The organism is Massilia eburnea, assembly GCF_050709955.1.
Lineage (GTDB): Bacteria > Pseudomonadota > Gammaproteobacteria > Burkholderiales > Burkholderiaceae_D > Rugamonas > Rugamonas eburnea_A.
On record NZ_JBNZFX010000006.1, the window covers coordinates 87083 to 108248 of the forward strand.

Consider the following 21166-nt stretch of genomic DNA (forward strand, 5'->3'; position numbering starts at 1 on the left):
TATGACACCGACTGCAGAACGCCATGCTGGCTCGCGCACCGCTGCCCCTTTGAGCGAAAATGAGAAGCGCTTGGTCGATTACTTTTCCCAATTAGTTCGGGAGAAAATTGACTCACTAGCTCAAGGACTTGACCAGATGCTTCCAGTTGAATTGGCGAAGCAAGCTGTCCAAGAAGTGCAAGAATCTCTTGTTCGCAGTAGCGACGCAGTAAGCGGGCCAGATCGGCTACCGGTGTCAAAACTAAAGGTCTCGGAAGTCCTCGAGCAAGGCTGGGTGGACTTGTCTCAGGCGTCGTTATACCGCGCAGTGGAACAAGGGCGATTTTATTGCACCACTCCGCTCGGGCGAAGTATTGGTAGGGAGTTTCCGGCATGGCAGTTTATTGCGCCAGTTCCTGAACTGATACCCCCGGTGCTGACCTTACTCGATGGGAAGCCGAGCAGCGAAGTTCACATTTTCTGGATTTGCGCTGCGGATGAACTCAATGAACTTTCCCCGGCTGAAGTGATGGCTGGAAAACCATTCGAGTCCCGCGACGCGCTTCACAGCAGCCAGCAAGCTCTTTTGAGTTTGCCAACGTATGTAAGGGTTCGAAGAGTTTCGGACTTGGCAAAGTGGAGGAACCAGGGGGTGCCCGAAAATACAGGCTAAACCATGGCATACGCGCCAGATAATCTTCAAGTACCAAAAGTTACTGCATTAAAACTGCCGCCAATAGAACTTCTGCATACCATCTTGTCGGCCGATCTGTTGATCATTCCGCCCGGCACGCCCATTTATCGTGCAGCCTGGGTGCCCGATGCTGTCTGGCCAGCTGCAGTTACGCGTGGCTATCGCTTCGGTCCGCCGGACGAGGTAACGTCGGCGGGGGCATTTCCGTTCTTCTGGGTATACGCCGCACCGCTTCCCTTCACAGCAACCTGGGAAGCCCAGCTTTGCAAAAACCCAGCGACCATGCCCGGCAAGTTCATCATCTCCCCCGGCGCGGATCGAGCGCTGATCGCAACGTTGGTCTTCGACCAACCGTTGCACCTGCTCGATCTGACGGGCCATGCCGCAAGCAAGCTGGGAGTGTATGACATGTTGCGAAGCCCGGATTATGGCTTGTCCCAATGGCTCGGCGTTCAACTAGATCAGGTTATCTCTGGCCATCAAGGCGCCGTGCACGGAATTGCCTATCCGTCCCGCAAACATCCTGGCCACAACGCGTTCGCGATCTCATCGAGGGTCCAAGCTAGTCTTGCAGGGGGGCTCATCCGATCCGTTCAGAGCTTCGGGGAAAGTGAACTGTTCACCAAGCTGGTGCTCGATCCATGCTGCGTCGACCGCCAATGGGTATGATCTCCGTGTACCTCAGTTCGAGCAAGGCACACGATGGGAATCGCTGTGGAAGTCCTGCACATTCACAACGCCCGACCGGCTGCGACCAGTTGCCATCGCTCGCGGAACGGCTGCAGCGCACTGCCAGTATCCAACTGCGGCAAGTGCGAAATAGGGCTTGTCCTTGGAAGTCAAAGTTTGTTCCGGTGCTTGCAGCCAGGTCGCCGGAGTGACCGCTCTCATCGCTGAAGTAGGTGAACATTAGCCGATCCCAGATGAGTTTTGACCAGTTTATGTGGCATAAATCGGTCGCTTGAATTGCATATAAGCGCCTCTCATGTGCCGCGCCCGGCTCTATGCCATACTATCGCAATAAATTTATTTGGCTCCCCGATTATGGACGTCACCGTTAGAGGTAGGGGCTTAGCAGGATCATTAGTATTTTTCTGTTGGTGTTGATGCTAACAAATAAAGGGTAAGAAAATGTTTCATAAGCTAATTCAGAGCAAAATGCGCTGCACATCATTTTTGGTTGATATGCCCGTTCGTAATTACCTCGATATGGTCGGCCATATTTATAAAAATGACCAAGGTGGGATTCCTGGGCAGCGAGCTGCGCTGAAAACAAAAACGGCCAAAACGATTCGTGAGCGAATGGTTGCGGACATTTTAAAGGGGGTGTCCTTGCCTCCAATCGTTATAGGGGTACTTGCTGATCCCAAAGACTACCCCGACAGGGTCAACTCTTTTGAAAGCGTTGAACAAGTTCTCGCATTCGTAAAGGATGCAGCGCCAGGTGGACTTTCAATTATTGATGGTATGCAACGTACGACGGCTCTTCTTGAAGCATTGGCAATTGACGCAGATGCAGTTTTGAGCAACCTGAGAGTGGAATTTTGGGTTACTGACGGTGCGAATAACCTCGTTTATCGTATGTTGGTACTGAATACGGGGCAAGTTCCTTGGGATGTCGCTCGCCAGCTTGAAGCTGTATATCGTCCGTTACTAAAGCGTGTTGAGGCGCAAGGGTATGGTCTAGAGTTCTTGTCCAAAGATGTTGGGCGGCGTTCAAATCTTAGTGCTGCGGAGTACGAGACGGAAGACGTTGTTGAGTTACTCCTAATATTCTCATCTAGAAAGCGAGAGCTAAATCTGAAGGATCATATCGCACAAGATTTTGTTCGCTTGGACATGATTGAGTCTTCCTCTCACGTCGATTTCATTGATTACTTTACCAGAGCGCTGAAAATGCTTAGCCGTCTCAATTCTGAGATATCGAAGTTTGAAGCGCCCGTGGATATGCCACTTTCGCGATATAGCCAAGGTAGAGAACTGTTTAGAGGGTTTCCAGCGAAGGCAGGTTTTATTTCGGCGCTCGCAATTTATCTCTTTGATGCACCTGGATTTGATCCAATTTGGTCAAAGGTCGATGAAAAGTTTAATGTTGTCGAGATAAATATAAATCGTATTGTTGAATTGTTGAGTAATGCTCAATCAATGGAAGAGAAAGCAGAAATTCTAAATTTTGAAGACTTAGAAGAGCGAATCGCAAAGCATAAGGTTGGAACATCGCAAGTTGGTCGCTTTGAACGTGAGTATTTTGAAAAAGCATTCATGGCGATATTCAATAATGTAACGCGAATTTCTAATTTTAGAGCCGGTTGGCTTGCATATTGAAATGGCAATGGACTGGGCTCCCGTGCTTAACTCATTCGTTGCACCATTTGCGAATGTGCTTGGTGTTCCTTCAAATAATGTCCGCACAAAAAAAGTGTCTGCGGAGAGGATGGCTACGTCCAAAATTTTGGAGGAATTGTTATTTGATAAAAAATCTCCTGCGGTGGTCGGTCCGGATGGTTTTTGTGTCATCTTGACGACAAAAGCCGGTGAAAAATTTCTCGTTCTTCACCGCCCTGCAAGCACCGGTGCATTCGACGCAAGTTTTGAGAAATATTCTGATGAATTTAGATTTGACGTTGTAAAAGACATAGACCCCTTCATTTTTTTTGTCGCTAATCGCCTTCGGCTTCGTATCGACCCCTCGTTTACAGCGGCAAGTCTTACTCAAAGATTGGGAGCTACGCAAGTTGGTGAATCCTTTGAATTAGATTTCGATGTTGCGTGCTCGGTCTTCGGCGCTTTCAAAGTCTGGAAAATTTCCCGAGATGTTCCGATTTCCGATCTTACCTTGCTTTTGTCGTTTGCTGGCTCTCATTTTTCAATAAATTTTGTCGAGAATTACGATGATTTTGGATTTTCCAACATTAAAGAAATTAAGGTATTTGATGTAAATGGCTTTTTAAAGTCTGTATTTAATCCTATTTTTAAATTGGTCGACCAAATACCTAAGGCTGGTGTTATAAAATTCTCAGATGCGGCGAAGCTAGGTAGTTCTGTGGAATTTGCCATCAAGGAACCCGAAGATGTTGTGCTGGGCCCACAGTCTCGTGCATATTTTGATTTTAGATTCGATGGAAGAAATTATCTATTTCTTCCCTTATCTAATCTGACGGAAAGCCAAATCTATGATGTGATTGGAAATATTGAGTCTGCAGGTGGGATTCAGCAAGAGCTTTCCATTTCGCATGTGCTCGCATTTTCGTACAGCCTTCAAGGAAGTTTTCTTCCCTCTCAGAGGTTTGTTGGTAATCCGAATTCGATTGTTGATATGCTTGATATCGGAAGTAATATTTCTGTCGATTCTGATCAACTCTTAGCATTGTATGACGAATATTATGTCTTTGATATTTCTAATGCCGCAAATCTTTCTAAATGGGATATTCTTTGCGATTTTTCTATAAAGTATGATCCTTTCAGATCATCATTCGTCACTGAACCTATTATTGCTTCCGCCGGTCGGCTTGTTGATATAGGGAATGTGCCCGCAGAAAATATTTATACTTCCTTATCTGCTAGTCATTGGAAACATAGTTTCTTGGAGGTCTATAGAATTATTGAGGGGCTATACTATTTCCCTTGGATGATGAAATTGAAGGCGTCGCTGAACAGCCAGGTCAGTGAGTTCACATTGTTTGATCAATGCAAGAAAAACGCCTCATGGTCATATACCGAGCAGGCGTCAATTATGTCGTTGTTCGAACTCATTCCGTTAGAAATTTTTAGTTCCTGCTCACCTGTGAATATCGCTTGCTTGACGGGACGATTCGACGGAAAAAATCCTGCGGAGACTCTTAGAAGTTTTGCTGCCGCGCTCTATGCGGTTAGAAATACCAACGTGCATCAAGGCTTGCATAACCCTGCCGATGAAATTTATCCCACTAATCGTTGCTGGGAGCATTTAACGCACGCTTTATACTTGGCGGCTGAATATTTTTATAAAACTCATCCAAATGGAATGCCCCCACGTTGATGGAAATTGAATGAATGGACTCGAAGCTCTCCAAGAGGCTAGAGCAGTCAATAAGCCGTACCGCGGTCATGGTCCGAACGCCTTGCTTTGATCACTAGAACTGGACGGTCATCAATTCGTGTCGCTGAATTTCTACCAAACTCGACCAGGCGGTTCTACTAGATAGCCTTAAAGCGCGCAATATGCATCCAGATGCACGTTATAATTCCTTGTGGCAGAAGGGTGTATGAGGTTTGACTCTCCCTGAACCTAATATAAGGGTTCGATTCCCTTCACCCGCTCCATTCCTCAGGTCTCGAAAAAGAGCGCTGGACATGGCATGATGTTGCCATGATTTCAAGCCAACTTCTATTTCTGTTCAGTGCGCTGGGAGCGGTCAACGGGATCTTCCTGGCGTGTTACTTCTTCACTCGCCGCACTCATCGCATGGCGAACTGCATGCTGGGCGCCTTGTTGCTGGCAGTCGGTATCCGCACCGTCAAATCTTCTTTCTTCTATTTCAATCCTGATCTCGCCGCCGGTTTCCTGCAGATCGGCATCTCGGCTTGTTTGTTTATCGGACCGCTGACCTACCTGTATGTGAGCTGCTATCTCGCGGACCTGGCTCAGGCCACGGGCGACAAACTGTGGCGCTGGCATCTTGTGCCGCCCACATTGATTGCCGGGTTGGGCGTGTTTTTGCCGTTTTCCGACTATCCGTATGCCTGGCGTTGTGCAATTACCGGCATCCATGTTTATTGGCTGGGATACCTGGTCCTGGCTGGCCGGCTCATGTGGCGGGCACAGGCATTTAACCGGCAGGCCATCCTTCTCCAAAGTGTTTATTTCAGCAGCTGCGTGATCCTGGTTGCATACGCCAGCACGCGCTTTACGTCGTATATCGTCGGAGCAATTTCTTTCACATTTACCGTCCATATCACGCTCCTGACGTATTTCCTGCGGGCCGATGCCAAACCAGAGGCAACAAAAAACGATAAATACCAGAATCGGAAATTGGCCGAAGAGGACGCCCGCGCCATTTTGGACTCGTTGGATGAATTAATGCACCGCGATCAATTGTATTTAAATCCAAATTTAAATCTCGCTCTCGTGGCCCGGAAAGCCGGCAATCTGCAAACAACGATATCGCAGGTTATCAACGATAATCACGGGAAGACTTTTAATCTTTATATCAATGAGTTCCGTATCCAGCACGCGAAGGAACTGTTGGTCCGCGAATCGCACCTGAACATGGAGCTTGTCGCCGAACGCAGCGGCTTCAACTCCAACTCCACATTTTTTTCGGCTTTCAAAAAGATAGTCGGCCAGACCCCGGCCAGCTACCGCGCAGAATTCGCCTCGTAACACTACGAAATCATATATCCGGAGTCCGGAATCATGGTTCGGGACTTCGGGACGCCGCATAGCCGCTAAGTTGTCAGCTCTATCCACAACTTAGGGTCAATCCATGAATCGACATATTTTCCTGAGCGCCGTCCTTGGTGCTTTCCTATCTCTTTGCCTGCCGGCGCGGGCTCAAACTGATACTGAGCAAATCACCAAAACGCTCACGGAATATTTTGAAGGCACGGCGAATGGCGAGCCGGACAAACTCAGAAAAGCCTTTCACCCGGATTTCAAGCTGCACGGCGTTAACGAAGCGAATGAGCTCCTGGTGCGCTCAGGAGAACAGTACATCGCAGGAGTAACATCGGGCAAAAAAGTCAATCGTATTGGCCGGATCCTGGCGATCGACGTTGAAAAGAATGCGGCAACGGCAAAGGCTGAAATTCTTGTGCCGAATTACAGGATATACACCGACTATTTCCTGCTATTGAAATACCAGGGCTCCTGGAAGATTATCCAGAAGAGCTTCACGTGGAAAGAAATTCCAAAAGACAGCAAAAGAATCCTGTTCGTCACCTCAAATCAGCATACCTACGGCAATACGAATCTCAATACCGCCAACCATTTCGAAGAGATCGCGGTCGCCTATGAAATCTTCAAACGGAATGGCTTTACCGTGGACTTTGTCAGCCCCGATGGCGGTGCCATTCCCCTGGGTTATATCAAGACGTCCGATAGCGTCCAAAAAGAACATTTGTACGATCCGGCGTTCATGAATCTGTTGAAAAATACCAGCAGGCCGGAGCAGATCAATGCGGACGATTACAAGGCGGTCTATTTCAGCGGCGGTGGCTCGGCAATGTTTGGCGTTGCAGAGAACAAGGGCATCCAGCAGATCGCGGCAAGGATTCATGGAAATGGCGGCGTCATATCGGCTGTCTGCCACGGTACCGCGGGGATCGCGCATCTGAAAGACCGGGATGGCAAGTCCGTTTTCCTGAACAAAAAAGTGACCGGCTTCCCCGATATGTTTGAAGACATCAAGGCTGACTACTACAAGACCTTCCCATTCTCGATCGACAAGGAAATCAGTAAGAACGGCGGGAACTTTGTCTATTCAAAGAAGTTTGGGGACGATTTCCACGTCGCGGACGGCAAGATCATTACGGGGCAGGATCCTTCCGCCACGGCTTCGGTCGCACAGAAAGTCATCGACACCATTCAGGAAAAGTGAGGAGACGCGATGAAAACTAACTACCTAGTGGTCCCGCACCTGCTGCTCGCATGCCTGCTGTCCTTGCCCTTGGCGGGATACGCAGCGAATGATATCGATCCAGAGTCGGCACAAGCAATCGAGAAAATCCTTGGCGAAGTGAATTCCCCCGACAAACCTGCGCTGGCGATCGTCGCGCTCAGGAACGGAAAGCCGATCTACGAGAAGGCCTTCGGAAGCGCTGACCTGGAGCACAAAATCCCGGCAACCGTGGATACCAAATTCCAGGTCGATAAACTGGCGTGGGAGTTTGTCGCGATCGCCACGCTGATGCTGGAGGAGCAGGGAAAGATTCAGCTCGACGAGGATGTCCGGAAGTACCTGCCCGACATGCCGGATTTCGGAGAAAAACTCACGGTCAGGCATTTGCTGAGTTCAACTGACGGCCTGCACGGCTATAAGGTATTGAAAGCGTTGGCAGGATGGGAGTCCAGGGAGCCCGCGCAGCACAAGACGATCCTGCAGTTCATCAGCAGCCAGAAGGCTTTGAACTTCAAGCCGGGTAAGGCGTACTCCCCGGGCGGTGATACGCGCTTCGTCGTGCTGGCCAAAATTGTGGAAGCGGTTTCGGGCCAGGCGTTCGACGTCTACTGCCGGGATCGCATCTTCGCTCCGCTGGGAATGTCGAATACCTTGTTCGTCTATGACGACGGTGTTCCTTTGCTGAACACGGCCATACCTTATCGCCTTGGCGAGAACGGAACTTACAAGAAGGACTATGGCAGCGGCAACGTCGCCGGTCCAACCAACCTTTACACATCCGTCAGGGACATGGGAATCTGGCGGGCGCACGTCTCGTCCAGGGCGCCCGGCATTCAGTCGCTGGTCGAAAAGCTGGAGTCGCCCATACGGCTCGACGGCGGCGCGGTTGTGAAGGATATTTCCAGCGTTTCGATTTACGGCCAGCAGCACGTTGGCCAGGAGCGTGGCATTCCCAAGGTCTACCAGGTGGGGACCTCCGGCGGCTATGCGAGTTCCATATTCCGCTTCCCCGGCCAGGACTTCACGGTGGTCACATTGAGCTCCGGCCTGGCATACAGCGGAGGTTACGGCATGCGCCTGGCAACCGTTCTGTTGAAGGACCATTTTCCTCAGCCCTCAAACATCGATTACGGCAAGATCGCGTCCGTCAAGCTGACTGCCGGGCAGATGCAGAAGTACGCGGGAGACTACTGGAATCCAGTGCGCGCATTTTCCGCAAAAGTTTATGTCAAGGACGGCGCACTGCATTTCAGCAGGACCGAAGGGGCGGAAGGGCGTGAGATGCTTCCATTGGGGGGAGCGGTCTTCCAGGTGAAGGTTGAAGGCGACGATACATTCATCATCAAGTTCGTCGAAACCAAATCTGGGTTGGACCTGCAATACACCATGGACGGCAGCGACCCGATTGTTTACGAATCCTACAAGCCGACTCCTTACACGAAAAACGAACTGGCGCAATTTGCCGGAACCTTTTACAGCGAAGAACTGAATTCTTCTTTTGTCCTTGATGCAGGGCCTGGCGGACTCACCGCAGACAATATCCGGGTGGGCACGGTAAAGTTCAAACCGACGAATCCAGACATGTTTGCTGGCGACAAACGCTTCATGGCCGGCATTAAATTCATTCGAGGTAAAAACAGGGCGATCACCGGATTCCAGGTCGCTGTCGATGAAGTTCGGAACCTGGTATTCAGAAAGCTGCGGGGCAGTTACTGACCGCTGGCACTGGCCATTGTCAAAGCCCCGAAGCCCCGCTTATCATGCGGGGCAAACGGGTGCAGTTCAATCCAACTCTACTTTGACAATGGCCAAAGCGAACTTCCAGGTGCTACCGTGCGGTGATGCACGCATCCAGGCGGTGGAAGCGCATAGCAGCCAATCCTTTTCCCGGCATACCCACGAACAGTTTGGCATTGGCCTGCTCATGCAAGGCGGATCAAAGTCATTCAGCAGCTGCGGCATGGTGGAGGCTGGCCCGGGCGATGTGATCACCGTGAACCCGAACGAGGTTCATGACGGTGCGCCGCTTGGTGACGGCGGGCGTAGCTGGAAGATGTTGTATCTGGAACCTGGCTTTGCTGCCGACCTGCTGCGCGAAGCGGACGTCGGCGCTGGCGGCGCTTCGCTTGAGTTCAGGGCGCCAGTGCTGCAGGATGCCTGCCTGGCCGTGGGTTTCATGCGTGCCTACACTGCAGCCACATCGGCGCTGCCGGCAGCGCGCCTGGCTGCCGAGCACCACTTGCTCGACCTGATGGCGCGCACTTTGCTCCGTCGCCGCGCTGCTCCCGCGCCTACGCCTGCGCCCACCGCTGTCGCCCAGTCGATGATGGAAGACGATCCCCTGTCAGATTGGTCGTTGTCCGAGCTGGCAGATGCTTGCAGCTTGAGCCGCTTCCAATTGGTGCGGTCATTCTCCCGCAATACGGGCTTTACGCCGCACGCCTACCTCCTGCATCGCCGCATCTTGCTGGCGCGCCGCCTGATTGCTTGCGGCATGGCGCTGGCCGAAGCCGCTGCCGCCAGCGGCTTCGCGGACCAGAGCCATATGACCCGCGTATTCACCCGCAAATACGGCGTCGCCCCCGGCGCCTTTGCAATTTCGTTCAAGCCCTGAATTCGCAAGATGGTTTAGCCTTCAGCTTTCGTTGATGGAGGCTGAATATGGTGGGATACCTGTATTGCGCGCTGGCGATGGTGACGGTCGGCAGCACGGTGGTGGCCAGCAAGGTGATTGCGGCGGGACTGCCGCCGTTCACGGCGACGGCATTACGCTTCATGGTGGCGTTGCCGGTATTCCTTGCACTGTGCTGGCTGTTGCGGGTGCGCTGGCCGCGCATCGGGCGGCACGATGCTGCTTTGCTTTTGTTGCAGGCCGGCGCGGGAAGCGTCGGTTATACCGTACTGCTGATTTCCGGGATGTCGTTCACCAGCGCAGCGACTGCGGGCGTGCTGGTTGGCACGCTGCCGATCATCTCCGCGGCATTTGCAGTGCTGGGGCTTGGCGAAAGGCCGACGCTGCGTTTATTGGCCGCGATCGCCTTGGCCTCACTTGGCGTGCTGGTGGCGAGCGGCGTGCATTGGCGCTTCGCCGGCCCTGCGCCCGTCGTTGCGAACGAGGCGGGGCAAATGCTGGGGATGGCGCTGGTACTGGCCGCGGTGGCGTGCGAATCGTTCTTCATCCTGTTGAACAAGCGCCTGAGCGCACCGATTGAAGCATTGCCGCTGTCGACCTTGATGTGCGCCCTGGGACTGCTTCTTGCGGGCGGCGCCGCGCTGGTTTTTGAGCAGGCGTGGCGCATCAGCATGAATGCCGCCGCCTTGCAGGCCGTGCTGTACTACGCGCTGGTGCCGACTGTGCTTGGCTTCGTGCTGTGGTATGCCGGATCGGCGCGCGTCAGTGGGACGGAGGCCGCTTTGTTCACGGCCTTGTCGCCGATCTCGGCCACGCTGTTCGCCAACATCATCCTGCATGAAGCGATTACGCCGCCGCAACTGGCCGGCATGGTTTGCGTGCTGGCAGCGGTGGCGAGTCTTGCCTGGAAGCCTGCTGCATATGGTAGGGTTGAGACTTTGTAACCAAGGAGGTGCGCCATGAGCATCACAAAACAAGTATCTACCCTGCTGGCCGGCCTGGCGCTCGCCGCCGGCGCTTTTGCCAACCCGTTGGACGCGTTGACCGAGAAGGAAGCGGGCGGCGGCCTGAAAGCCGCGCTGGAAGCCGGCTCGGTGGCGGCGGTGGGCAAGCTGGGTGTTGAAGGCGGTTTCCTGAACAACGATGCAGTGCGTATCAAGCTGCCGCGCGTGCTGGAAAAAGCCCGCCCGCTCCTGGAAATGACCGGCCGCGGCGAACAACTCGATGAGCTGGAGAACGCGATGAACCGCGCTGCCGAGCAAGCGGTCCCGCTGGCCAAGCCGCTGTTGGTGAATGCGGTCAAATCGATGACGCTGAGCGATGCGAAGGCGATCCTGACCGGCGGCGAAACCTCGGTCACCGATTTCTTCAAGGAGAAGACCGCTGCGCCGCTGGCGGTGAAATTCAAGCCTATCGTGAAGGGCGTGACGGACAAGTCCAAGCTGTCCGGCCAGTTCAACAACGCGATGGCGCAGGCCACCAAATTCGGCCTTGCCACTGAAGAACAGGCTTCGGTGGAAAGCTACGTCACCCAGCGTGCGCTGGATGGCCTGTACCTGATGATCGGGGAAGAAGAGAAGAAGATCCGCGAGAATCCGATTTCCTACGGCAGCAAGGCGATTTCCAAGGTCTTCGGCCTGCTCAAATAAGCGTTCGGCCGCGCGGGTTGCGGGCTTGCGCGGCCGAGTTCAGGACTTCAAGCTGCCCTGATTTGAAGGTTTGCTGGTGCTCGCCGTCGCTGTCATGCCATCGGCACAGCACGTCCTCGTCATCGTTCCGGCCCGAGCGGCCCGGCGTGGTGCGGATCACCAGCATCTTATGGCGCCAGCCGATTGGCCGCACCGCATCCCCTGCCTTTGCCCGTTCGCGTTCCATGGTTGTCTCCTGCTAGCTGCTGGAGACATCATACGCCTGTCGGCAAAGGCAGGGCGCCTGATCAGGAGCCTACCAGCTGTACGGCGTCGATCTGCAGTCCGTGACTGGTCATGTTGTTGGACTTGGTGATGCGCGCTGCCTTGGCCTTGTATGCCGTTTTCTCGATCGGCTGCACGAACCAGGTGCGCGGGCCGCGATGGTCGGCTTTCACGCTGTGCACGCCGGACCAGATGGTGTTCCATTTGCCGTCGGTATCTTGCAGCTCAATCTTGGTGATGCCTTCCAGGCCGTAAGATTCGACCACCGCGACACGTAGCTGGGTTGCGTTGACAGGCTTTTCAAAGGTCACTTCCAGCGAATCGAAGCCGACATCGCCGTCTTTGGTAGACCAGTAGCTGCCATCGACTTTGCCGGTTGCTTTGGAAGCGTTGTAGCTGTCACTGTAGATCGAACTGGCGCTGGCAGCGCTGGCCCACTGTGCCGCAGGATCGGCCATATAGCCTTGTTCCATATTCGAGTAATCGAGCTTGGCCTGGCGCTTGGCGGTTTCCCTTTGCTCGTCGCTCATGTTATCTGTCGAGAGCTCTGGCGTCGGCAGCGGATTGTTGCCGGCTACTGCGGCAGCGGCCGGTGCCGGTGCCGGTGCGGCGGCAGGTGCCGGGGCCGGAGCAGCGGCTGCAGTGGCAGGGGCTGGAGCGGTAGCCGGTGCTGCTTCAGGTTCCGGATGCTTCTTGGCGCATGCGGCCAGCAGCAGGACTGGCAGCAGCAGGGCGAGTTTGGTCTTCATGGGACATCCTTTGCGGAATTATAAAAATTACAAAACCGCAATATGGCATAGAGATGCCAAAAACTCAATTGTGCGTGGGGGCTTTACGACAAGTTAACATCCAGCCACACGGCGTACGCCAGGCGCTTGCCTTCGTACACCTGGCCGCCGCGGATCACGGCGTCGGTCGACGTGAGCTGGCCGGTGATTTCCTGGCGCGCCAGCATGATGCGGAAGGCCGCGGCATCTTTCGGCGCCAGGTAGCCGACCATTTCATTGTTGAGGAAGACCGCCACCGCCTTGTCTTCGTAGGGATTGTTGTCGTCCGCCAGTAGCAGCGCCTTGTGGCGGGCTTCGGCTGCGGCCTCGCCATGTTCGCCGGCCAGCGCGCGGATGGTGTCCGAGTAGCGCGATTCGCCCAGCACTTCCAATTGGAAGCGGCCTTCGTCGCTCCAGTGGTGCACAGGTTCGCCCTGCGGCAGCGGGGTATAGGAGCCGCCCACCGGCTTGCCCGCCGGCTCTTGCGAGGCATTCGGGCCGCCCTTCAGCAGGAAATACAGCGTTACCAGTGCCAGGACGATGATCAGGATGTTCAGTGCGAGGGCCATTTCAGGGGGCTTCCTAAGGGACAAGACCCGCTATTATCGCAGGCCGGGCGATAAAACCGGAATGGTATAATCGCCCCTTTTCCTTGCACGTTTAGCCATGTCTTCCGAATCCACGCCAAAGGGCAAAATGCTCTATGACCCGACCGAACACCGCATTCGCAGCTTCGTTACGCGTGCTGGCCGCCTGTCCACGGGCCAGGAACGTGGACTGAAGGAGTTCGGCCCGCAATTCCTGATTGAGCACAAAAAGGAAGCCCTGGATTACGAGCAGGCTTTCGGCCGCAAGGCGCCGGTGATCCTGGAGATCGGTTTCGGCATGGGCGGCACCACTGCCCACATTGCCAAGGTCATGCCGGAGAAGGATTTCATCGGCGTCGAAGTGCATACGCCTGGCGTGGGCAGCCTGCTGAAGATGATTGGCGAAGAGGGCATCAGCAACCTGCGCGTGATCCAGCACGATGCGGTGGAAGTGCTGCGCGATATGATCCCGGCCGGTTCGCTGGCAGGCGTGCATATCTACTTCCCTGATCCTTGGCACAAGGCGCGCCACAACAAGCGCCGCCTGATCCAGCCCGCATTCGTGAAGACTCTGTGCGAGCACCTGGCGCCGGGCGGCTACATCCACCTGGCGACAGACTGGGAAGATTACGCGGTGCAGATGCTGGAAGTGCTGAGCGCCGAGCCGGCGCTGCAGAACACTGCGGAAGGCTACGCGCCGCAGCCGGCTTACCGCCCGCTGACCAAGTTCGAAAACCGTGGCCTGAAGCTGGGCCACGGCGTGTGGGACCTGGTGTTCACCAAGAAGTAAGCTAGGCAGTCGCCGGCGCCTGGGTCTTGGCCCGCGCCGGCATGAAGGCCAGCAAATTCCCTCCGATAACCAGCAGCAGCCCGGCCAGCGCCATGCTGCTCCACTGGTAGCCTTCGAAGACGGTGGACACCGTCAGCGCCACCACCGGGAACAGTACCGTGCAGTAAGCCGCGCGGTCCGGCCCCATCCTCCCCACCAGCAGCAGGTAAGCCGTAAAGGCAACCACCGATCCCGGCACTGCCAGGTAGAGCAGTGCTCCGACATAGCGCGGGCTTGGGTCGAAGTTGAACGGCATGCCGAGGGCCAGCGCGCCAATCGTCAGGATGGTGGCGCCGCACAGCATGGCCCAGGTGTTGGTCAGCCACGGCTGCATGCCCAGCGCCTGCATGCGGCTGGAGAGCAGGTTGCCGGTCGAAAAGCACAGCGTACCAAGCAGCGCCAGTCCAAGGCCGGCCAGCATGCCGGAATCGTTCCAGTGACCCTGCATGGAAGGCAGGAACAACATCACGATGCCCGCCAATCCCAGCACCGCGCCACCCAGTACCTGCCGGCGGATCGGCCGCTGCATGAAGAGGCGCCCATTAATCGCATTCCAGATCGGCGCGGTCGAAAACACCACCGCCACCAATCCGCTCGGCACCCACATGGTGGCGTAATAGAAGCACAGGAAATTACAGCAGAACAGGGCCAGGCCTTGCGCGACCAGATAGCGCCAGCCCGAACGCGGCGGCAGGATCTGCTGCCTGCGCACGAGCTGGATCAGCATCAGTACCAGCGCCGCAATCCAGAAGCGATAAGCGATCGACACCGGCGCTGCGACGACGCCGAGCTGGAATTTGATCGCGATCCAGGTGGTGCCCCAGATGAGCACCGTGGTGAGGTAGAGGGCAATATTCATAGTGCCCCCAGCATGCCGTCAATTGCGCGGGGCTGGTTGTCTGATCTTGCTGCTATTTGAGTCCGACGGGAGCGATGTGCAGTCGGGGCCAAGTTCGCGGGAATGGCAGGCAAGCTGCTTGCTTTCCTTCCTGCCTGGAATTAAAGAGATCACTTGGTACTGGGTCACCCTGCCATGTTCCAGGATGGCGGCCAGGGTGGGCGTTCCGGCGCCCTGCGGTAAGCGGGGCGTGACAGTGAACCAGAAGAGATAGTGCTTTTTGCCCGCCGCTGCGCTGAAGGCGAAGTAGTCTTCGTTGTCGCTTGGCGTAATGTAAGGCAAGCCAGTCCGACTGGTCAGGCGAGTGATATCTGCGCCTTCGACTTGCGGGAGCGACGATAGCGGCGATCGATCAATTTCTCCCGATTTCAGTGCTGCGACAAGACTGTCGGCTTGTTGCGTCGACATTACTGGTGTTTGCCGCTGGCTGTCGGCGGCAAAGACAGGCGCTGAGAAAAACAAGGCGACGGGCAAGCACAATCGGGACAGGCAAGGAATGGGGGACATGAATGACTCGGGCGCGGGAAACCGCCAGTGTACCTTGGTGCACACCGGCGGTTTTCAGCTTATTTCCCCGCGCGGCGGCGCGAAATGCCCAGCGCCGATAGGCCGAGACCGAGCAGCGCCAGCGTGCCGGGAACAGGCACTTGCTGCACTGGCGTGGTGTCGACGTTGATCTCGGAGAAGCCAAAGCCCTGCGTGCCGCCGTCCTGGTCGATATTGAAGACAACGGAAGTGACGTCGCCCATGCCGGCAATGGCCAGGGTACCGAGTCCGGACAAGACTTGCGTGACACCGTTGGAGCCGGTCACGGTGATCGAGGTTGCGCCATCGACGTAAGCAGCGATATTGATGTTGACCAGGTTGAAGCTGGCGCCGAAGAAGTCGATGACCCAGCTCACGTTATCGGCATTCTGGAAGCCGTTGTGGATGCCGATGTCGCCCAGGAAATTTGGATCGAAATGGTCTCCTGCACGCACCGTACGCAGGCGAAAACCGTCCTCGGTGTAGGTATCAACCACGGCCGAGCCATTGTTGTTGGCGAAAGTGCCACTGGTCAGGTCCAGCTGGATCGGCCCTGCTTGTGCTGCGGAGAAGGCGAGTGACAGGGCTGCGAGGCAAGCGAGCTTTTTCATCGATCATTCCTTTCAGAATAGTAGCTTGTTGACAGTATTAACTCAAATGCAATAAGCAATTTTTATACCCCATGCAAGCAAGTTACTGATTCTTATGGATAAGTGGTATTTGGGTTGGGTGTGACTGTAAATCTTCCCGACAGCCTTTGTCTGATCTTGCGCAAATCGGATAGCCCGTCGGCAGGGCTGAAAAGGGCGTGCTAGACTTTTCGGCGTGAAGCCTCTGACCGGACAACTTGATGATGCCGTTCCGCGCAAGCGCGTGGGAGCGGCGGCGCGCGCGGCGCTGGCGGGGACGCCGGGCGATGCGATGTCGCACGCTGTGTTCCGCACCATGTCCGGCACCGATGCGACGCTGGAGCGTTTTGCCTGGCTCGGTGACGGGCTGGCGGCAGCGGTCTGGCATCGCAGCACGGAGGAGGCGCTGACGGAGTACCGCCAGCCAGGCCATCACACCTTGTCCTGTTACCTGGGCGGCGGCTATAGCGTTGAGCGCGAAGGTTTGCCGGGCCAGTACGGCGCGCCGCAGCGACTTTGTTCACTGCCGGACTGGCATGAGTCGGAGTGGGTGGTGCGCGGCCAGTTGCGCATGCTGCACGTCTACTTCATGCCGGAGCATTTCACGCAGCGCGCCGTGGCGGAGCTGGACCGCGAGCCGCGCGAGCTTACGCTGCAGGACCGCACCTATTTTGAGAATGCGAAACTGGTGCAGTTGTGCGGCGACCTGCTGCAGCAGCCGTGGGACGACGCCGACCAACTACTGCGCGCCAACGAAATCACGCACGAGGCCTTGAGCGAGTTGCTGCACTCGCAGTCGATGAGCAAGCCCGGCCTGCGCTTGCGCGGCGGCCTGGCACCCCTGGTGCGGCGCCGGCTGCACGAATACATTGAAGCCCACCTTGACCAGAACATCACGCTCGGCATGCTGGCGCAGCTCGCGTGCATGTCCGAATTCCACTTGGCCCGCATGTTCCGCATCAGCTTCGGCATGCCGCCCTCGGCGTGGATCGCGGCACGCCGCATCGAACGAGCGCGCGGCCTGCTGCGCGCGGGCCGCTTGCCGCTGCAGCAAGTCGCCGAAGCGTGCGGTTACGCCGACCTCAGCCACTTCACCCATCGTTTCAGCGAAGCGGTCGGCGCGCCGCCAGGCCGCTATCGCCAGTTGACCACGTCAGCGGCTAGCATCGCGCTATAGCGCGCAAGACTATCGCGCCTGTGCGCACGATTTGAGGTGGCGCGCGCGCGGCCTGCAGCGTCGGCGCAGCATTAGCTCCTGTCCAATTTACAGGAGGTTGCCATGCCCAGGTTTGCTCGAATATTGCTGTCTGTGCTGGCGCTGCTGGCTTGCACAGCGCACGCCCAGAACACGCCCTCATATCAGGCGGTCAAGTTTGATGCGCAGTTCCGGCCGCAAATACTGAATGACCTTGGCCAGGTCGCAGGCATCGGCCAGGATGGCAGGCCGGCCATCTGGAATCCGGATGGCTCCATACTGCAGCTGCCTGGCACCGCCAGTGAGGTCACCATCACAGGCTTCAACAACCAGGGTACGGTGGTTGGCAATGCGATGATCCCTGGTTACAGCCTGCCGCAGCCCGTGGCCTGGCGCAATGGCGGTTCAGTGCAGCGCCTGCCATTCAAGGGCCTCGGGGGTTACACCGAGGGTATCAACAACCGTGGCGACATTATCGGCTATATGGCCGGCGCGTCCGATACCGGATCGGGGCAGCTTGGCTTTATCCAATGGGGCGACGGCAGCACGCCGCAACTGTTTGACGAATACAAGCCGCAAATGATCAACGACCGCGGCCTGGTGCTGGGGCAACGCAGCGATGCCTGGGGCCTGAGGAGCTGGCAGGACGGCGTCTTTGGTGAATCCCTGTTTAACGATCTCTACATCAGCGGATTGAACAACGAGGGCCGCATGTCAGGCAGTCATGACGCCATGCGCGCGTTCTCGATGATCGAGCGCAACGGCCAGCGCGAACTGCAGGAACTATGGTCCGGCTCCGGTACAGCTCTCAACGATGCCGGCAGCGTGGTCGGCTTTACGGAGTGGAGCAATCACGCCATGTTGTGGTTCGACGGGCGTGCGTACGTGCTCGATCACCTTTGGAACGACGCCCGATATTCGGGCTGGTCTCTGCTCAATGCATGGGACATCAACGCCAGCGGCGCAATTCTCGCCAACGGCTTCGGCGCTGGAGATGCGGCCTTCCTGCTGTTGCCGGTACCTGAACCAGGCGGCGCAATACTGCTGTTGGCAGGACTCACGCTGCTCGCGCTGCACGGGTTGGGGCAGCGCAAGCTGTTTGCGCGGGTCCTGTCTTCATCCCTGCTGGCGCTGTTGACCTGCAGCGCTTATGCGCAAGAAGCGCCCACATACCGCGCGACCCGGTTCGACGCAAGCCTCATGCCCAAGTTCCTGAACGACGCTGGCCAGGTGGCGGGCATAGGGCAAGATGGCAAGGCGCTCATCTGGAGTCCCGATGGTTCGGTGGTGCGCCTGCCCGGTATCGTCAACGATTTGAGCATTACCGGCTTCAATAACCAGGGAACGGTGATCGGTAACGGCTTCATTCCAGGGTTTGCGAAGCCGCAAGCGCTCATGTGGCGAAACGGTGGTGCGATGGAGCTGGTGCAGAGCGCCGGTGCGGGCGGTGTCGCTGCCGGTATCAACAACCGCGGCGACATTGTCGGCTACAACTACGAGGCGCTCGGGACGGGAAGCGGAGCGGTCGGTTTCATCCAGTGGGCGGATGGCAGGGCGCCACAACTCTTTGACGATTACGGGCCGACCATCATTAATGACATGGGCATGGTGCTGGGCGGCCGTACCGACGAATTCGGCATCAGGAGCTGGCGCGACGGCGTCTTCGGCGACGACCACACGCCGTATGACTTTTACGCCAGTGCGCTGAACAACGAGGGCCGCCGGGCTGGCTACCAGGAGAATGGCTATGCCCACACGCTGCTCGTGCGCGGTACCGAACGGGAATTCCAGCAGCTGTGGCCCCGGTATGCCTTCGACATCAACGATGCCGGCAGCGTCGTGGGAGAAAGTGCCTATGAACGCGCCATGCTGTGGTACCAGGACCGGCCATACGTGCTGGACCACTTGTGGAACGAGGAACAATATGCCGGCTGGTTCCTGGAACGCGCCTGGGACATCAATGTCGGCGGCCAGATTCTCGTCAGCGGGGGCAACGAATGGGATCAGGGGGCGATATTCCTGCTGTCGCCCGTGCCGGAGCCGGCGCAGGGCGCGCTGCTGCTGGCCGGGCTGGCGCTGCTGGGAAGCTGGCGCCTCAGCCCAGGTCGGCGATCAGCCTGACGATCTCGTCGCCGTAGGAGACCAGTTTTTTCTCGCCCACGCCGGAAATCCCGCGCATCTCGTCCAGCGTGGCCGGGCGCACCTTGGCGATTTCGCGCAGCGTGGCGTCGTTGAAGATCACATAGGCCGGCACGCTGTGCTCGCGTGCCGCGCCCATGCGCCACGAACGCAGGCGGTCGAAGATGCGCTGCTCGTCGCCATCCAGGTTGCTTTCCTCGTAGCCCTTCGGCGCCGAGCTGCGTTTCTGCTTGACCGGTTTCTGGTACTGGCGCAGTTGTACTTTCTGGCCGCCTTTCAGCACCGGGCGCGCGGCGTCGGTCAGTTTGAGCGAGCTGAATTGCTCGTGGTCGACGGTGACCAGACCCAGTGCGATCACCTGGCGCAGGATGGCGCGCCATTCCTGTTCGCTGCGGTCGGCGCCGACGCCGAACACCGACAGCTTGTCGTGGTGCCAGGTCTGGATGCGTTCGGACTCGACACCGCGCAGCACGTCGATCACGTGGCCGGCCGCAAAGCGCTGGTCGCAGCGATAGATCGCCGACAGCAGTTTCTGCACCGGCACCGTGCCGTCAAAGGAGACTGGCGGAATCAGGCAGGTATCGCAATTGCCGCAAGGCGTGGCAGGCTCGCCGAAGTACTCCAGCAGGCGCATGCGGCGGCAGCTCAGGGTCTCGCACAGGCCCAGCATGGAATCGAGCTTGGTCGACAGCACACGCTTGAAGTTCTCGTCCGCTTCCGACTCGTCGATCATGCGCCGCTGCAGCACCACGTCTTGCAGACCGTACGACATCCAAGCGCTGGCCGGCATGCCGTCGCGGCCCGCGCGGCCGGTCTCCTGGTAGTAGCCTTCGATTGATTTCGGCAGGTCTAGGTGGCAGACGAAACGCACGTCCGGCTTGTCGATGCCCATTCCGAAGGCGATCGTCGCAACCATCACGATATTCTCTTCGCGCAGGAAGCGTGCCTGGTTGGCGGCGCGCTTCGCATGCTCCATGCCGGCGTGGTAGGCCATGGCGCGCACGCCATGCTCGTTCAGGAATTCCGCCGTCTCTTCCACCTTTTTGCGCGACAGGCAGTACACAATGCCGCAATCGCCCGCATGCTCGGCGGTGATGAAGTCCAGCAGCTGTTTGCGGCCATTGGTTTTCTCGACGATCTGGTAGCGGATGTTCGGGCGGTCGAACGACGAGACGAATTGCGCGGCATCGTTCAGCGCCAGGCGGTGGATGATCTCGGCGCGCGTCTGCTGGTCGGCGGTTGCCGTCAGCGCAATGCGCGGCACGTTCGGGAACTGCTCGTGCAGCACCGACAGCTTGATGTATTCCGGACGGAAGTCGTGGCCCCATTGCGATACGCAGTGCGCTTCGTCGATGGCGAACAGCGCTATCTGGGAATCCTGCAGCAGGTCGAAGCAGCGCTGTGTCAGCAGCCGTTCCGGCGCCACGTACAGCAGGTCGATCTGGTTGGTGCGCACCAGGCGTTCGATGCGCGCCGCTTCTTCGTAGGTTTGGGTGGAGTTCAGGAAGGCCGCGCGCACGCCGACTTCGGCCAGCGCGTCGACCTGGTCCTGCATCAGTGCGATCAGCGGCGACACCACCACGCCCACGCCTTCGCGCAGCATGGCGGGAATCTGGTAGCACAGCGACTTGCCGCCGCCGGTCGGCATCAGCACCAGGGCATCGCCGCCATTGCCGACCTGCTCGACAATCTCCCCCTGCTGGCCGCGGAAGGCTGGGTAGCCGAATACGGTCTGGAGCAGGTGCAGTGCGCGCTGGTTGATTTCCTGGTCTTGCATTCT

At 57.0% G+C, this 21166-nt stretch carries 20 protein-coding genes; 13 read left to right on the plus strand and 7 right to left on the minus strand.

All coding sequences use genetic code 11. The features are described 5' to 3' along the window. Position 1: 1 nt before the first annotated feature. From ACQ4MM_RS05985 to ACQ4MM_RS06030, 10 genes are all read left to right on the plus strand, one after another. Complete coding sequence (locus ACQ4MM_RS05985) at positions 2-652, plus strand: hypothetical protein (protein WP_431476529.1); 651 nt, start codon at positions 2-4, stop codon at positions 650-652. Between the two features lie 3 nt (positions 653-655). Then, on the plus strand, positions 656-1342 hold the full coding sequence (locus ACQ4MM_RS05990; protein ID WP_431476530.1) for an RES family NAD+ phosphorylase: 687 nt from the start codon (positions 656-658) through the stop codon (positions 1340-1342). Positions 1343-1804: 462 nt separating this feature from the next. Next, entirely contained in the window at positions 1805-2998 is a 1194-nt protein-coding gene (locus ACQ4MM_RS05995; RefSeq protein WP_431476531.1) for a hypothetical protein, read from the plus strand. A 1-nt stretch (position 2999) separates the two neighbouring features. Further along, positions 3000-4691, plus strand: a complete 1692-nt coding sequence (locus ACQ4MM_RS06000) for a hypothetical protein (RefSeq protein ID WP_431476532.1) — start codon at positions 3000-3002, stop codon at positions 4689-4691. Between the two features lie 330 nt (positions 4692-5021). After that, positions 5022-6035, plus strand: a complete 1014-nt coding sequence (locus ACQ4MM_RS06005) for a helix-turn-helix domain-containing protein (protein ID WP_431476533.1) — start codon at positions 5022-5024, stop codon at positions 6033-6035. 103 nt (positions 6036-6138) lie between these two features. Next, positions 6139-7251: a nuclear transport factor 2 family protein gene (locus ACQ4MM_RS06010; RefSeq protein ID WP_431476534.1), complete on the plus strand. Its 1113-nt coding sequence runs from the start codon at positions 6139-6141 to the stop codon at positions 7249-7251. 9 nt (positions 7252-7260) lie between these two features. Further along, entirely contained in the window at positions 7261-8988 is a 1728-nt protein-coding gene (locus tag ACQ4MM_RS06015) for a serine hydrolase domain-containing protein (RefSeq protein ID WP_431476535.1), read from the plus strand. Positions 8989-9076: 88 nt separating this feature from the next. Beyond that, on the plus strand, positions 9077-9886 hold the full coding sequence (locus tag ACQ4MM_RS06020; RefSeq protein WP_431476536.1) for an AraC family transcriptional regulator: 810 nt from the start codon (positions 9077-9079) through the stop codon (positions 9884-9886). A gap of 47 nt (positions 9887-9933) precedes the next feature. Beyond that, positions 9934-10848 carry a DMT family transporter gene (locus tag ACQ4MM_RS06025; protein WP_431476537.1) on the plus strand — a complete coding sequence of 305 codons (915 nt, stop codon included), beginning with the start codon at positions 9934-9936 and terminating at the stop codon, positions 10846-10848. Between the two features lie 15 nt (positions 10849-10863). Next, positions 10864-11553: a DUF4197 domain-containing protein gene (locus ACQ4MM_RS06030; protein WP_431476538.1), complete on the plus strand. Its 690-nt coding sequence runs from the start codon at positions 10864-10866 to the stop codon at positions 11551-11553. Here ACQ4MM_RS06030 and ACQ4MM_RS06035 read toward each other — a convergent pair. The 3 genes from ACQ4MM_RS06035 to ACQ4MM_RS06045 all read right to left on the minus strand — a co-directional run bounded on the left by ACQ4MM_RS06035 (position 11546) and on the right by ACQ4MM_RS06045 (position 13153). Beyond that, positions 11546-11779 carry a hypothetical protein gene (locus tag ACQ4MM_RS06035; RefSeq protein WP_431476539.1) on the minus strand — a complete coding sequence of 78 codons (234 nt, stop codon included), beginning with the start codon at positions 11777-11779 and terminating at the stop codon, positions 11546-11548. The two genes, ACQ4MM_RS06030 and ACQ4MM_RS06035, sit on opposite strands and share 8 nt — an antisense overlap. A 61-nt stretch (positions 11780-11840) precedes the next feature. Further along, the gene (locus ACQ4MM_RS06040) at positions 11841-12566 is read right to left on the minus strand and encodes a hypothetical protein (RefSeq protein WP_431476540.1); all 726 of its coding nucleotides are present in this window, start codon (positions 12564-12566) and stop codon (positions 11841-11843) included. Between the two features lie 83 nt (positions 12567-12649). Then, on the minus strand, positions 12650-13153 hold the full coding sequence (locus tag ACQ4MM_RS06045; protein ID WP_431476541.1) for a hypothetical protein: 504 nt from the start codon (positions 13151-13153) through the stop codon (positions 12650-12652). A 127-nt stretch (positions 13154-13280) separates the two neighbouring features. On the opposite strand from ACQ4MM_RS06045, the gene trmB reads away from it, so the two are divergent. Beyond that, entirely contained in the window at positions 13281-13961 is a 681-nt protein-coding gene (gene trmB, locus ACQ4MM_RS06050; protein WP_431476555.1) for a tRNA (guanosine(46)-N7)-methyltransferase TrmB, read from the plus strand. 1 nt (position 13962) lies between these two features. Here the strand turns inward: trmB and ACQ4MM_RS06055 are convergent, their stop codons facing one another. The 3 genes from ACQ4MM_RS06055 to ACQ4MM_RS06065 are packed head-to-tail and all read right to left on the minus strand — an operon-like array spanning position 13963 to position 16034. Then, positions 13963-14859: a DMT family transporter gene (locus tag ACQ4MM_RS06055; protein WP_431476542.1), complete on the minus strand. Its 897-nt coding sequence runs from the start codon at positions 14857-14859 to the stop codon at positions 13963-13965. A gap of 18 nt (positions 14860-14877) precedes the next feature. Beyond that, positions 14878-15405, minus strand: a complete 528-nt coding sequence (locus ACQ4MM_RS06060) for a hypothetical protein (protein ID WP_431476543.1) — start codon at positions 15403-15405, stop codon at positions 14878-14880. 59 nt (positions 15406-15464) lie between these two features. Then, positions 15465-16034 (minus strand): PEP-CTERM sorting domain-containing protein, encoded by a 570-nt coding sequence (locus ACQ4MM_RS06065; protein ID WP_431476544.1) that lies wholly within the window; start codon positions 16032-16034, stop codon positions 15465-15467. A 310-nt stretch (positions 16035-16344) separates the two neighbouring features. Here ACQ4MM_RS06065 and ACQ4MM_RS06070 point away from each other — a divergent pair, with 310 nt between their 5' ends. Further along, the gene (locus ACQ4MM_RS06070) at positions 16345-17229 is read left to right on the plus strand and encodes a helix-turn-helix domain-containing protein (protein ID WP_431476556.1); all 885 of its coding nucleotides are present in this window, start codon (positions 16345-16347) and stop codon (positions 17227-17229) included. Positions 17230-17331: 102 nt separating this feature from the next. Beyond that, positions 17332-19368: a PEP-CTERM sorting domain-containing protein gene (locus ACQ4MM_RS06075; protein WP_431476545.1), complete on the plus strand. Its 2037-nt coding sequence runs from the start codon at positions 17332-17334 to the stop codon at positions 19366-19368. Here the strand turns inward: ACQ4MM_RS06075 and recQ are convergent. Beyond that, on the minus strand, positions 19343-21163 hold the full coding sequence (gene recQ, locus ACQ4MM_RS06080) for a DNA helicase RecQ (RefSeq protein ID WP_431476546.1): 1821 nt from the start codon (positions 21161-21163) through the stop codon (positions 19343-19345). The genes ACQ4MM_RS06075 and recQ overlap by 26 nt on opposite strands. Between the last annotated feature and the right edge of the window lie 3 nt (positions 21164-21166).